This is a genomic window from Rhizocola hellebori (genome assembly GCF_016862955.1).
Lineage (GTDB): Bacteria > Actinomycetota > Actinomycetes > Mycobacteriales > Micromonosporaceae > Rhizocola > Rhizocola hellebori.
In genome coordinates, this window is the sequence record NZ_BONY01000065.1 from 1 (window position 1) to 12,550 (window position 12,550).

Genomic DNA, 12,550 nt, shown 5'->3' on the forward strand with positions numbered 1-12,550 from the left:
GACACCGGCGCGGCAATGCTTTCGGCTGGGCGCGCGCTACGGGGGACGTGCGGCGTTTAGTCGGCGCGCTTTTCGTAGGCGGCGATCTGGTCGATGCGGCGGGCGTGGCGGTCTTCGCCTGAGAAGGGGGTGGCCAGGAAGGCGAGCACGATTTCGGTCGCCTCCTGGTTGCTGTGCTGGCGGGCGCCGATGCCCACCAGGTTGGCGTCGTTGTGCATGCGGGCCAGTTTCGCGGTCTCCAGGTTCCAGGCCAGCGCGGCTCGCGCTCCGATCACCTTGTTCGAGGCGATCTGCTCACCGTTGCCCGAGCCGCCGATCACCACGCCGAGGCTTCCCGGCTCGGCGACCACCCGGGTGGCGGCGTCGATGCAGAACCGCGGATAGTCGTCCTCCGGGTCGTAGTGGGTGGCTCCCACATCGACGACGTCGTAACCCTTGGCGGCCAAAGCTCCGACCAGATGCGCTTTCAGCTCGAAACCGGCGTGATCCGCGCCTACGTAAACCCGCATGCGGTGATCCTTTCAGGCCAGCTGGGCAAGGACGAGACCGGCCCGCGCCTTCGGCGTGAACCAGGTGCTCTTGCGGGGCATCTTCTGCCGGTCAAGGTTGACCTGGATGAAGTCGGGCACCGTGACCGGGTCGATGAGGATCGCGAGATCGGCCCGTCCTTCGTCGACCTCGGCCATCAGCCAGGACTCCGGGTAGTCGCCGCCGACGTAGGTGATGCGTTTGTCCCCCGGCTCCAGACCGAGCATGCCGCCCAGCAGTGCCCGCTCCACGAGCGCGTGATCCATGTTGTCCACGAAACCCAGTGCTGGATCATCCGGCAGCGCCACTGCACGCATCCCAGCGCGCGAGTAGACCCGGAGGCGATCGCCCGGCGCGATGTCGGGCAGCAGCACCTCGCGCACCAGCCGGTTGTAGGGGTCGATGCGCACCGAGGCCGGGGTGGTGATGACAGCCAGGAACCGTTGCAGCCCACCGGTTTGCGCGGCCAGGCTGCGGTGATTGCCGTCGGCCACTACCAGGTCGCCGCCACCGGCCAGCCCGGCCAGGCGGTCGGCCAGCTCGCCCGGGGGCACCGGCCAGATCTCATGGGTGCGCCCGGCCGGGTCGACGTCGGCGGCCTGGGGTTCGCCCGCCTCCTGGCACGCCTGCGCCAGCGCGGCGTGCAGCTCGTCGCCGCGGCCGGTCTGCAGCAGCAGCACCGGCGACAGCAGGTGGCCGAGCGCCTCTGCTAGAGCGACCCGCTCACGTACCTTCTCCGGAAAGACATCCTCGTTACGGATGATCAAACCGGGCTCGTCCGCGCTGGCCGAGATCTGGTCGGTGTCGACCATGGCCCAGAGTCCATAAGACGTCTGATCGCGGTCGGAAATGCGATAGAGGACAACGACGTCCTGGAACGGCGCATAAGCACCGTCCGCTTTTGCCTGAGCCAGCCGATTTACAGCGTCTTGAAGCGATTGTTCAAACGTTTTGCCTAGGCTGTCGGGCGCTTTGTGCGGCATTTCGATCGCGAGCGCGGAGCGCGGGTTGGCAGAGATGATCTCGGTGATCTCGGCGTCATCGGCGAACTCGTCATAGTTCTGGGCGCCGGTTCCGCCGGTGGTCAGCCAGGCGGAGGGGATCGCATGTACAACGGTCACGCGAGCTAACGCTACTCGGCGCCCACCCGGGCCGACGCCATGGCCTCTCCGTCGAACCAGAAGTAGATCTCACCGAGACATTCGTCGATGGCTTCCAGCGGAATGTCAATGGGTAGCTCGATGGTGTCATTCATGTATCAGACAACTCGCTATGCCATGGTCAAGTGACGGCGCTCGGCACTTGGCCGTAGATATGAAAGACTTCCTTCTCGTGACCGGTATACACAACCTCGCCCAGGCCGAAGCCGTCGAAAGGGCTCGGCTGCTGGACGTGAACTCATATGACATCGCGTTGGACCTGACTGACGGCTCAGGAAATCCCGGCGCCGGCAGCTTCGCTTGCGTGACCACCGTCCGGTTCAGCGCGACCGAGCCGGGCGCCAGCACCTTCATCGAGGTTGCGGCGACCGCGGTGCGGCGTGCCACGCTCAACGGCGTGGAGCTGGACCTTGGTGACTGGAGCGCCGATGACGGGCTCAAGCTGCCCAACCTCGCGGCCGACAACACCCTCGTGGTCGAGGCCGCGTTCCCGTTCTCCTCTTCGGGACAGGGCCTGCACCGGGCGATCGATCCGGCGGACAAGGAGGTTTACCTCTACAGCCAGTTCGAGACCAACGACGCCCAGCGCGCCTTCGCCTGCTTCGACCAGCCCGACCTGAAGGCGGTTTACACCTGGCACGCCCGCGTTCCCAATCACTGGAAGGTGGTGTCGAACTCGCCGATCGAGCGGGTCGACGACAACGTCCTGGACAAGACTGTCCACTTTGAACAGTCCGCCAAGATGTCCACCTACGTGACCGCCATCTGCGCCGGTCCCTACCACGAGCAGCGGACCATGCACGACGGAGTGGACCTCGGTGTCTTCTGCCGCGCCTCCATGGCCGAATACCTTGAGCCGGAAGAACTTTTCGAAATCACCAAGCAGGGCTTCGACTTCTTCCAATCCCAATTCGGTGTCCGCTATCCATTGGCCAAATATGACCAGTTGTGGGTACCGGAGTTCAACGCCGGCGCGATGGAGAACTTCGGCTGTGTCACGCATGCCGACGCGGCCTACATCTATCGCTCCGCCGTCACCGATTTCGAGCGCGAGCAGCGGGCCAACACGATCCTGCACGAGCTGGCGCACATGTGGTTCGGCGACCTGGTGACCATGCGGTGGTGGGACGACCTGTGGCTCAACGAATCGTTCGCCGAGTGGGCCTCCCACTGGTGCAACGCGGAAGCCACCCGCTTCTCCGACGCGTGGACGACCTTCCTTTCGCTGCGCAAGAACTGGGGCTACGGCCAGGATCAGCTCTCCAGCACCCACCCGGTCTACTGCGAGATGCCCGATGTCGACGCGGTCGAGGTGAACTTCGACGGCATCACCTACGCCAAGGGCGCCAGCGTCATCAAGCAGCTCGTCGCCTACGTGGGGATCGAGGCCTTCGTCACCGGTCTGCGCCAATACTTCGCCGACCACGCCTGGGGCAACGCCACCTTCACCGACCTGCTCGGTGCGCTGGAGCGGGCCTCCGGACGTGAGCTAGGCGTCTTCGCGGCCGCCTGGCTGGAAACGGCTCAGGTCAACACGCTTCGCCCGGCCGTCTCGATCGCGGAGGACGGGACGTACTCGTCGGTGGAGGTCATCCAGGAAGCCCCCGAGGACTATCCGACTCTGCGCCCGCACCGCATCGGCGTCGGCCTCTACGATCTCGTGGATGGCAGACTGGTCCGGCGCGACCGCCTTGACATCGATGTCGCCGGCCCGCGCACCGCCGTCGACGCGCTCATCGGAGTCAAGGCACCGGATGTCTTGCTGCTCAACGATGATGACCTGTCGTACGCGAAGCTGCGCCTCGACGACAGGTCGCTGTCCACCGTGGTGGGCCACCTGAGCGCTTTCGAGTCCTCGCTTCCCCGTGCCCTGTGCTGGGCCGCGGCCTGGGACATGGTGCGCGATGCGGAGATGGCGGCGCGCGACTACGTCAAGCTCGTCACCTCCTCGCTGCCCGCCGAGCGTGACATCAACCTGGTCACCACCACGCTTCGCCAGCTCGCCGCGGTGCTGTCCCAGTACAGCCACCCGGATTGGAGCGCCACCGGATGGGCGCTGCTGGCCAAGACGGCGCGGCAGGCGATGCTCGACGCGGAGCCGGGAAGCGGGTTCCAGCTGGCGTGGGTTCGCACCTTCATTGGCGCTGCCCGATCGTCGGAAGACTTGGCAACGCTGAAGAACTGGATGTCCGATGTGGACGTACCGGCCGGGGTGGCCATCGCCGGCGAGCTGCGCTGGCAACTGGTCCAGGCACTGGTCGCGACCGGCGCGATCGAGCCCGAGGTGATCGAGCTCGAGCACGCCTCGGACAGGACGGCCTCCGGCGACATCGGCTCGGCCATGGCGACCTCGCTGATCCCCACCTCGGCCTCCAAGGAGGCGGTGTGGACGGAGATGACCACCGATCCGGACATCGTGAACTCCCGGAACCGGGCGCTCATTCTCGGCTTCCAGCATCCCGCGCAGGTCGAACTCACGGCGCCGTTCATGCCGAAGTTCTTCGCCGAGGTGGCCAACGTGTGGAAGATTCGCGACAGCGAGCCGGGGCAGGACTTCCTCATGCTCGCCTACCCGATGTACCAGGTGTCGGAGGAGACCGTCGCCGCGGCACAAGCCTGGCTCGCCGAGGAGGGCCATCCGGCTCCGCTGAGGCGGCTGGTCGCCGAGGGCAATGATCGGGTCATGCGCGCCCTCAAGGCACGCGCCCGCGACGCCGCAGCCTGACCCGAAGCAGAAGTACGGCGCCCGCCACCGTCCAGTGGCGGGCGCCGTTTGCTAGGTGAGCGGCTTGCCGGCGTGGTCGGCTAGCTGGGCCAGGCCGGAGACGATGCCACCGGCCAAGTCTCCCCCGCTGAACGCGGCAGCCATGGACAACGCGGCCAGCTTGCAGTCGCGGTCGGCGAGACGCTTCCGAGCGGTGGACCCGGTGATGATCTCCAGCTGGCGCTGCGCCGGGGAGACGGCCACCAGCACCGAGCTGCCCGGGTTGGCCAGGGTGCCGTGCAGCTTCTCCGCGCCTTCCTTTACCGGCTCGAGGATCTCGCCGACGTAGACGGAAAAGGTCAGTCCCGTGGACCCGTCCGCCGCGCGCAGCGCTTCGTCGATGCGAAGCAGCTGGCGGGTGGTGAAGGGGCCTTCGAGGACCTCCTGGTTACCAGCGGTCACTTGCTCCTCCTGTCAGGCCCGGGTGGATCGGCGACGACGCCGCCGTCAGTTCATTGGCGGGTGAGGTCGATGGCCCGTCTGACTCCGGCTTGGCCAGGAACCACACGGGCGCGTAGGTGTAGTCGCGCCCGGGCCGGTACCGCTTGGCCGACCGGGAGCCCGATAGGTAGACCAACGCGAATATTAGCGCAATCACCGCAAGCGGAATGCCGACGAAGATCAGCAAGTCCTGAGCATCTGGGTATGACACACCTTCACGCTAGCAGCCGATCCAGCTCCTGGATCACGATGGGCCAAGCGTCGCTTCTCGGGTCGATCAGGGCGAAATGCCCTGTGTCCGGAAGCGGCACGAGACGCGTCGACGGGTAGCGAGCGTGGTAGGCCTGGGATACCGGGTAGGGAACCACCTCGTCCTCAATCCCGTGCACCAGAACCGCCTGCTGCGCCCGCGGCTCGAAGTCGTGCTGGGAATGCGAACCGAGGAAGTCGTTGACTGCGTTGTTGTCCAAGTCGAGGTCACGGGCCATGGTGAGATCGGCCACCGGCGCCAGCGCGATCGTCTTCGGCGCGTCCAGAAGCAGCGCGAGATGCCCGCCGGCCGAATGCCCGACCACGATGACGTCCCGGTTGATCGCCTCGAAAGCGGCTCGAACGTCCTGCACCGTGGCTACAGGATTGCCCGGCTCGCGCCGGAACTCGGCCGAATAGACCGGCCAGCCGAGATCGCGCAGGGCCACCGCCATCGGCCGCAGATGAATCCTGTCGTATTCCGGACGCCAGAACCCGCCGTGCAGAAGCATCACCACCGGCCGCGCTGGATCTCCAAAGTAGACATCCGCGTCGGGTAGCGCCAGATCCGGGGCAGGCGCTTCAAGGTCGAGAATCGAGCGGTCTTCGGTGATCACCAAGGAACTCTAACGCATTGCCGCCAAGCAGTTTTTCCCGCTGCGCCGCGCTGAGGAACTCCGAGGAGCGCACCACCTGCCCGACCGGCCGCTCGCCCAGCGGATAGGGGTAGTCGCTGCCGAGCATCACCCTGTCCTCCCCCATCACGTCGACGAGCAGGCGAAGCGAAGGCGGATCGAAGACCACGGTGTCCACCATGAACCGGTTCACGTAATGGCTCGGTGGATGCTGTGACGCCCCTCGCACCACGTCATTGCGCTTGTGCCAAGCGTTGTCCGCCCGCCCCAGCCAGAACGGGAAACTTCCTCCCCCGTGCGCGAAGCAGATCTTCAGCGTGGCGGGGATGCGGTCGAAAACGCCGCCCAGGATCAGCGCCAGGATCGACAGATGCGTCTCGGCGGGCATGCCGGTGAGCCACTGTGCCATCCAGCGGTTGACCCGGGGGCTGCCCGTCATGTCCCAGGGATGGACGAAAACCGGCGTGCCGGTCGCCGCGCAATGCTGGAGGAACTGCACGATCTTCTCGTCGTCGAGGTCGGCGTCCCCGACATGGTTACCGATCTCGACGCCGGCGTGGCCGTTGGCGCGCGAACGATCCAGCTCCTCGCAGGCCAGATCCGGATCCTGAAGTGGTACCTGGCAAAAAGGAATCAAACGCTCAGGCGCCCCCTGCGCGAGAGACAGGGTGAGGTCGTTGAAGATTTGGGAAACCTTCGCGGCCAGCTGCGGTGGACGGTCGTAGCAGAAGAAAACCGGTGTCGGCGAGATGACCTGAACGTCGACCCCGTCGTCGGTCATGTCGGCCAGCCGCGTGAACGAGTCCCAGCATTGCGCGCCGATGGCCCGGAACTCGTTCTCCCCCACCATAATCATGGCCTCGCGCTCGGAGTCCAGGCGGAGCCACGGCACGCCCTCCAGGCGCGGCCACGCCTTGGGCACGACGTGGGTGTGGACGTCGATAACCGGTGTGGCCATCAGCCTTTCCCGGGATGCAGCGTGCCGCAGCGGGCGCAGGTGCGGGCGGCCTCGTCGGCGTAGAAGGCTTGGAACACCGGCGGAAGGTCGTCGACGATGCTGGTGACCTGCAGCTCAACTTCGTGCACGAGATTGTTGCAGTTCTGGCAGTACCACTGGAACTTCTCCAGCGTCCCCGGCTCGCGAACCCGTTCCACGACAAGGCCTACCGAGCCGGGCTCAGGGCGTTGCGGCGAGTGCGGGGTGTTGCGCGGCAGCACCCACATCGAGCCCTCGGTGATGTGCACGTCCTGCGGCCCGGTCGCCGTCATCACCTTGACGTGCATGTTGCCCTTGATCTGGTAGAAGTACTCCTCGTAGGGATCGACGTGAAAGTCGGTGCGCGCGTTGGGGCCGCCCACAATCATCACGATGAAGTCGTCACCGGTGGGGAACATCTGCTTGTTGCCGACCGGCGGCTTGAGCAGATGCTGGTTCTCGCCCAGCCAATCCGGGAAACTGATCGGGTTGTCCATCACTTCTCCCTTACGACAGCGATCGCTTGCATTTCGATCAGCAGGTGCGGGTGCGGCAGCTGGTGCACCGCGACGGTGGTGCGGGTCGGCCCGCTGAAGTCGAAGTAGGTGCCGTAGACCTCGTTGTATCCGCCGAAGTCATTCATGTTGACCAGATAGGTGGTTATCTGTACGAGGTCGGACAGGTCGGCCCCGACCGTGTGCAGGATGGTGCGAATGTTCTCGATGACCGCACGGGTCTGCTCGCGGATGTCCAGTGAGGTCGTCCCCATCGCGTCGGCCGAAGCCCCCGCGATCGTGTTGTCCGGACGGCGACTCGACGTCCCCGACACAAATGCAAACCCGTTGACCACCCGCACATGCGGGAACCGCCCCCGCGGGGTCACCAGCTGGGTGGTCATGGCAGGGCTCTGAGCGATGCTGTGCCAAGGCTTTGCACCACGGTGCGGACATGCGCGCCGGGCGCGAGCGGGACGGCGGCAGTGGCCGCGCCCGCCAGCAGGATGCCGTCGGACATCTCGACGCCGTGGCGGGCGGCCAGCGCGACGCCGTCGCGCCAGGCCCGGCGCGGGTCGCCGAGGATCGCGGCGGTCGAGCCCACCTGTACCACCTTGCCATCGATCTCCAGCAGCACACCGAGGTTGTCGATGCCCACCGGAACCGGGTGCCATGCCCCAACGGTGAAAGCCGCGCCGGAGGTGTTGTCGGCGATGACGTCGGGCAGCGTGAACTTGAAGTCGGCGTAACGCGAGTCGATCAGCTCGAGGGCGGCGGCCACCGCGACGATGTCACCGTCGCGCAGCAGAAACGCCACCTCCGGCTCAACCCGCGGGTGGATGAAGCGCGCCACGTCCACGCTTCCGCCGTCGGGCACCTGCATCGCGTCGGTGAGCCGCCCGAAGATCACCTCGTTGACGCCCACCTGAGCCATCTTCGCCTTGCTGGTCAGGCCCATCTTGTAGCCGACGAGCCGCTCCCCGCGCGCCCAGCGGCGGGCAAGCAGCGTCTCCTGCACCGCGTAACCTTCGTCCACGGTCTCCAGATCCAGCTGCGGGATCGCCTTCGCGTTCAGCGCCGCCTCATCGAGCAGCGCGGCCGGGTCAGCCATTCTTCAGATCCAATGCCACATCGACGATCATATCTTCTTGTCCGCCCACCATCCGGCGTCTTCCCAATTCCATCAGGATCGACCGCGCGTCCACGCCGTATTTGGCCGACGCCCGCTCCGCGTGGCGAAGGAAACTGCCGTAGACGCCCGCGTAGCCCAGCGTCAACGTCTCGCGATCGACCTGCACCGGCCTGTCCTGCAGCGGCCGCACCATCTCGTCGGCGGCGTCCATGAGCTTGAAGACGTCACAGCCGTGCTTCCAGCCCATCAGATCGGCCACCGCAGCGAACACCTCAAGCGGGGCATTGCCCGCCCCGGCGCCCATCCCCGCGAGCGAGGCGTCCACGCGATAGGTGCCGTGCTCCACCGCCACCACAGAGTTGGCCACGCCCAGCGAAAGGTTGTGGTGGGCGTGGATTCCGACCTGGGTTTCGGAATCGAGTATCTGCTTGTAGGCGTCGACGCGTTCGGCCACGTCGTGCATCAGCAGCCGGCCGCCCGAGTCGGTCACGTAAACGCAGTGCGCCCCATACGATTCCATCAGCTTGGCCTGTTTCGCGAGGCCCGCCGGGTCGTTCATGTGCGACATCATCAGGAAGCCGCTGACGTCCATGCCGTTCTCCCGCGCCCAGCCGATGTGCTGGGCCGAGATGTCGGCCTCGGTGCAGTGGGTGGCCACCCGGACGCTTTGCACGCCAAGGTCTCGCGCCGCGCGAAGGTCTTTGATGGTGGCGATGCCGGGCAGGATGAGCGTGGTCAGCTTGGCATTCTTGATGACCTCCGCCGCGGCCGAAATCCACTCGTGGTCGGTGGCTTTGCCGATGCCGTAGTTGAGACTCGAACCGGCCAGGCCGTCGCCGTGCGCGACCTCGATGGCGGCCACGCCGGCGGCGTCGAGCGCGGCGGTGATTTCCCGCACCTGGCCGACGGTGTATTGGTGGCGAATGGCGTGCATGCCATCGCGCAAAGTCACGTCCTGCACATAGATGTCTGTAGTCATCGCAACGCCACCAGCCGTTCTCCGGTACGCAAAGCAGCAGAAGTCATGATGTCGAGGTTGCCCGCGTAGGCCGGCAGATAGTGGCCCGCACCCGAAACCTCAAGGAACACAGACACTTGCAGCCCATGCTCGGTGGTGTCGAACTGGACTTCCTGCTTGAGCCGGTAGCCGGGCACGTATTCCTGAACCGCGGACACCATGTCCTGCACCGATTTTGAGATGGCCGCCTGATCGGCGTCGAGATCGGGGCACAGGCAGTAGATGGTGTCGCGCATCAGCAGCGGCGGCTCAGCCGGATTCAGCACGATAATCGCTTTGCCTTTCGCGGCTCCGCCCACCACCTCGATCGCCCGAGCGGTGGTCTCGGTGAATTCGTCGATGTTTGCTCGGGTACCAGGCCCAGCCGACCGAGACGAAATAGAGGCCACGATTTCGCCGTAGGACACGGGTGACACCGCGCCCACCGCGGCCACAATCGGCACCGTGGCCTGGCCGCCGCAGGAAACCATGTTCACGTTGCGCGCGCCCATGTGCTCGTCGAGGTTGACCGGCGGAATGACATACGGCCCGATCGCCGCCGGCGTCATGTCCACCACGATCTTGTCTTTCAGCTTTTCCGCGTTGGCGATATGGGCCTTGGCCGAGGTCGCGTCGAAAACCACCTCGACCTGTTCGTACTCCGGCATCGCGAGCAAGCCGTCGACACCGTCGGAGGTCGTGGCCACGCCCAGGCGCGCCGCGCGGGCCAGCCCATCCGATTCCGGGTCGATGCCGACCATCGCCACCATGCGCAGCGTCTCCGAAAGGCGCATCACCTTGAACATCAGATCGGTGCCGATGTTGCCCGATCCAATGATCGCGACACCAGCAGACTTGGAGCTCTCCCTTGGAGGCTCCGCGGTGTCGGCGGGCCGACGGGTGAGGTCCTGGTCTGCTTTCATGACGCCTCCTTCTTCGAAAAGCCAACGCGGACACTGCCCAGCCCGGCTATGCGCGCCTCATAGACCGCGCCCGGAGTGACGGTGACCATCGGGCCGAGCGCTCCGGAGAGCACGACATCGCCCGCCCGCAACGGCGACCCCATCCGGGCCAGCGTGCGGGCCAGCCAGGTCACCGCGTTCAGCGGGTTGCCCAGGCACGCCGCGCCCGCGCCGACCGAGACCGGCTCTCCCGCGTGTTCGAGCACCATCCCGCACAGCCTCAGGTCAACCTCCTTGAGCGCGACCGGGCTCGTGCCCAGCACGTAGAGGCCGCTGGAGGCGTTGTCGGCGACAGTGTCCACAATGGAGATGTCCCAGTCGGTGATGCGCGAGTCCACGATCTCGATGGCGGGAAGCAGATAGTCCACCGCGCTCATCACATCCACCGACGTGCTTTCCTTGTTCGGCAGATCCTCGCCGAGCACAAACGCGATCTCCGCTTCCACCTTCGGCTGGATCAGCCGGGCCAGGTCGACCGTGTCGCCGTCGGGCACCGCCATGTCGGCGAAGAGCACCCCGAAGTCGGGCTGGTACACGCCGAAAACCCCTTGCACGGCAGGGTTCGTCAACCCGATCTTCGCGCCCACCAGCCTCCGGCCCTGGGCCAGCCAGTGCTCGGTCATCTCCTTCTGCACGGCGTAGGCGGCCTCGATGTCGCCCACTTCGATCATCCGCTCGCGAAGCGGAGGGATGGGCACACCCGAGTCGTAGGCGGCCAGCAGCTCTTTCATGAAAGCTCCACGCAGACGTTGGTCAATTCGGAGTAGAACGCAAGCGAATGCACGCCGCCCTCGCGGCCCACGCCGGAGGCCTTCACGCCGCCGAACGGGGTGCGCAGGTCGCGCAGGAACCAGGTGTTGACCCAGACCAGACCGGCCTCCAGCCGTGCCCCGGCCCGGTGTGCCCGCCCGACATCGCGCGTCCACACCGACGACGCGAGCCCGTACTCGCTGTCGTTGGCGAGGACGAAAGCCTCTTCCTCGGTGTCGAAAGGCATCAGGCTCACCACGGGCCCGAAAATCTCCTCGCGGTTGGTCCGGGCCGACTGCGACAGTCCGGTCAGGACAGTGGGCTGCACGTAGGCACCGCCGTCGCGAGCATCCCCGAACTGCGGGACGCCACCGCCGGTGAGCACGCTCGCCCCCTCCTCGCGCGCCAGGGCGTAATAGCCCAGCACCTTTTCCCTGTGCTGCTTGGAAATCAGCGGCATGTTCATCGTCGCCTCATCCTGCGGCCAGCCAAACGTGAGCGCGCCAGCCGCCTGCGCCAGCCGCGACGCGAACTCGTCAAAGATCGGCCGCTGCACGTAAAGCCGCTCTGTGCACAGGCAAACCTGGCCGCCGTTGGTGAAGCTCGAGCGCACCGAACCGGCCACCGCCGCCTCCAGGTCAGCGTCGGCGAAGACGAGCCCGGCGTTCTTGCCGCCCAGCTCGAAGGAGACCGCCTTCACCCCGTCGGAAGCGGCGCGCATGATCGCGCTTCCGGTGGCCGACTCGCCGGTGAACGTGATCGCATCGACCTGCGGGTGCCTGGTCAGGAACTCCCCGGCCGAGTCTGGGCCGAAGCCGTGCACCAGATTGAAGACTCCTTCGGGTACCCCGGCCGCCTGCATCGCCTCGGCCAGCACCGTGGCCGAGGAGGGGGTCTCCTCCGACGGTTTGACCACCACCGCGTTCCCGCACGCGAGGGCGGGCGCCACCTTCCAGGTGAGCAGCAGCAGGGGAAGGTTCCACGGCACGACGATGGCGACCACCCCGACCGGCTTGCGCACGGCGTAGTTGAGCGCCTTGCGCCCATCGGCGGTCGTCGTCATGAAGCTCTCGGTCGGCGTGGTGGTGACGATGTCGGCAAAAGCGCGGAAGTTGGCGGCCCCCCGCGGGATGTCCAGCGTGCGCGCCTGCGAGATCGACTTGCCGGTGTCGGCGACCTCGGCGGCCACCAGATCATCGAAGCGCCGCTCCAGCTCGTCGGCGACCCGCCGCAACACGGCCGCGCGCTCCTGATCCGACATCGCGCCCCAGGGCCCGCGCAACGCCGCCCGAGCCGCCTGAACGGCCGCGTCCACGATGCCCGCGTCGGCCTCGTCCACCTCGAACAGCTGCTCCCCGGTCACCGGGCTCACCTTGGCAAACGACTTGCCGCCACCGTCCACAAAGGACCCAGCGACAAAGTTCCGCAGCACCCCCGGCACACCCTGCGGCCGCCCCGACAT

At 66.4% G+C, this 12,550-nt stretch carries 15 protein-coding genes; 1 reads left to right on the forward strand and 14 read right to left on the reverse strand.

Annotated features, from left to right (window positions below; translation table 11 throughout):
* Nucleotides 1-56: 56 nt before the first annotated feature.
* The 3 genes from Rhe02_RS36395 to Rhe02_RS50645 are packed head-to-tail and all read right to left on the reverse strand — an operon-like array spanning nucleotide 57 to nucleotide 1,783.
* Nucleotides 57-509 carry a ribose-5-phosphate isomerase gene (locus tag Rhe02_RS36395; RefSeq protein WP_203913010.1) on the reverse strand — a complete coding sequence of 151 codons (453 nt, stop codon included), beginning with the start codon at nucleotides 507-509 and terminating at the stop codon, nucleotides 57-59.
* Nucleotides 510-521: 12 nt separating this feature from the next.
* Nucleotides 522-1,649, reverse strand: a complete 1,128-nt coding sequence (locus Rhe02_RS36400) for a DUF1015 family protein (RefSeq protein ID WP_203913011.1) — start codon at nucleotides 1,647-1,649, stop codon at nucleotides 522-524.
* Nucleotides 1,650-1,660: 11 nt separating this feature from the next.
* Nucleotides 1,661-1,783, reverse strand: coding sequence for a hypothetical protein (locus Rhe02_RS50645; protein WP_275412671.1), 123 nt, complete (start codon nucleotides 1,781-1,783; stop codon nucleotides 1,661-1,663).
* An 86-nt stretch (nucleotides 1,784-1,869) separates the two neighbouring features.
* On the opposite strand from Rhe02_RS50645, the gene pepN reads away from it, so the two are divergent.
* Nucleotides 1,870-4,413: an aminopeptidase N gene (gene pepN / locus Rhe02_RS36405; RefSeq protein WP_203913057.1), complete on the forward strand. Its 2,544-nt coding sequence runs from the start codon at nucleotides 1,870-1,872 to the stop codon at nucleotides 4,411-4,413.
* 51 nt (nucleotides 4,414-4,464) lie between these two features.
* Here pepN and Rhe02_RS36410 read toward each other — a convergent pair whose 3' ends face one another.
* Genes Rhe02_RS36410 through Rhe02_RS36460 form a run of 11 tightly spaced genes read right to left on the reverse strand, consistent with a single transcriptional unit; the run spans nucleotide 4,465 to nucleotide 12,550 of the window.
* Nucleotides 4,465-4,854 (reverse strand): DUF5130 family protein, encoded by a 390-nt coding sequence (locus Rhe02_RS36410; protein ID WP_203913012.1) that lies wholly within the window; start codon nucleotides 4,852-4,854, stop codon nucleotides 4,465-4,467.
* Complete coding sequence (gene ctaJ / locus Rhe02_RS36415) at nucleotides 4,841-5,080, reverse strand: aa3-type cytochrome oxidase subunit CtaJ (RefSeq protein ID WP_203913013.1); 240 nt, start codon at nucleotides 5,078-5,080, stop codon at nucleotides 4,841-4,843. Before ctaJ ends, Rhe02_RS36410 begins: the two co-directional genes overlap by 14 nt.
* A gap of 28 nt (nucleotides 5,081-5,108) precedes the next feature.
* Nucleotides 5,109-5,759: an alpha/beta hydrolase gene (locus tag Rhe02_RS36420; RefSeq protein WP_239124276.1), complete on the reverse strand. Its 651-nt coding sequence runs from the start codon at nucleotides 5,757-5,759 to the stop codon at nucleotides 5,109-5,111.
* Nucleotides 5,725-6,735 (reverse strand): amidohydrolase family protein, encoded by a 1,011-nt coding sequence (locus Rhe02_RS36425; RefSeq protein ID WP_203913015.1) that lies wholly within the window; start codon nucleotides 6,733-6,735, stop codon nucleotides 5,725-5,727. Before Rhe02_RS36425 ends, Rhe02_RS36420 begins: the two co-directional genes overlap by 35 nt.
* Nucleotides 6,735-7,250 carry a 3-hydroxyanthranilate 3,4-dioxygenase gene (locus Rhe02_RS36430; protein ID WP_203913016.1) on the reverse strand — a complete coding sequence of 172 codons (516 nt, stop codon included), beginning with the start codon at nucleotides 7,248-7,250 and terminating at the stop codon, nucleotides 6,735-6,737. Before Rhe02_RS36430 ends, Rhe02_RS36425 begins: the two co-directional genes overlap by 1 nt.
* Nucleotides 7,250-7,651 (reverse strand): RidA family protein, encoded by a 402-nt coding sequence (locus Rhe02_RS36435; protein WP_203913017.1) that lies wholly within the window; start codon nucleotides 7,649-7,651, stop codon nucleotides 7,250-7,252. Before Rhe02_RS36435 ends, Rhe02_RS36430 begins: the two co-directional genes overlap by 1 nt.
* Nucleotides 7,648-8,358 (reverse strand): 2-keto-4-pentenoate hydratase, encoded by a 711-nt coding sequence (locus Rhe02_RS36440; RefSeq protein ID WP_203913018.1) that lies wholly within the window; start codon nucleotides 8,356-8,358, stop codon nucleotides 7,648-7,650. The genes Rhe02_RS36435 and Rhe02_RS36440 overlap by 4 nt, the downstream gene beginning before the upstream one ends.
* Nucleotides 8,351-9,358: a 4-hydroxy-2-oxovalerate aldolase gene (dmpG, locus tag Rhe02_RS36445; RefSeq protein WP_203913019.1), complete on the reverse strand. Its 1,008-nt coding sequence runs from the start codon at nucleotides 9,356-9,358 to the stop codon at nucleotides 8,351-8,353. Before dmpG ends, Rhe02_RS36440 begins: the two co-directional genes overlap by 8 nt.
* The gene (locus Rhe02_RS36450; RefSeq protein ID WP_275412672.1) at nucleotides 9,355-10,299 is read right to left on the reverse strand and encodes an acetaldehyde dehydrogenase (acetylating); all 945 of its coding nucleotides are present in this window, start codon (nucleotides 10,297-10,299) and stop codon (nucleotides 9,355-9,357) included. The genes dmpG and Rhe02_RS36450 overlap by 4 nt, the downstream gene beginning before the upstream one ends.
* Complete coding sequence (locus Rhe02_RS36455) at nucleotides 10,296-11,069, reverse strand: 2-keto-4-pentenoate hydratase (RefSeq protein WP_203913020.1); 774 nt, start codon at nucleotides 11,067-11,069, stop codon at nucleotides 10,296-10,298. The genes Rhe02_RS36450 and Rhe02_RS36455 overlap by 4 nt, the downstream gene beginning before the upstream one ends.
* A complete protein-coding gene (locus Rhe02_RS36460) occupies nucleotides 11,066-12,550 on the reverse strand; it encodes a 2-hydroxymuconic semialdehyde dehydrogenase (protein ID WP_203913059.1) in 1,485 nt (494 codons plus the stop codon). The genes Rhe02_RS36455 and Rhe02_RS36460 overlap by 4 nt, the downstream gene beginning before the upstream one ends.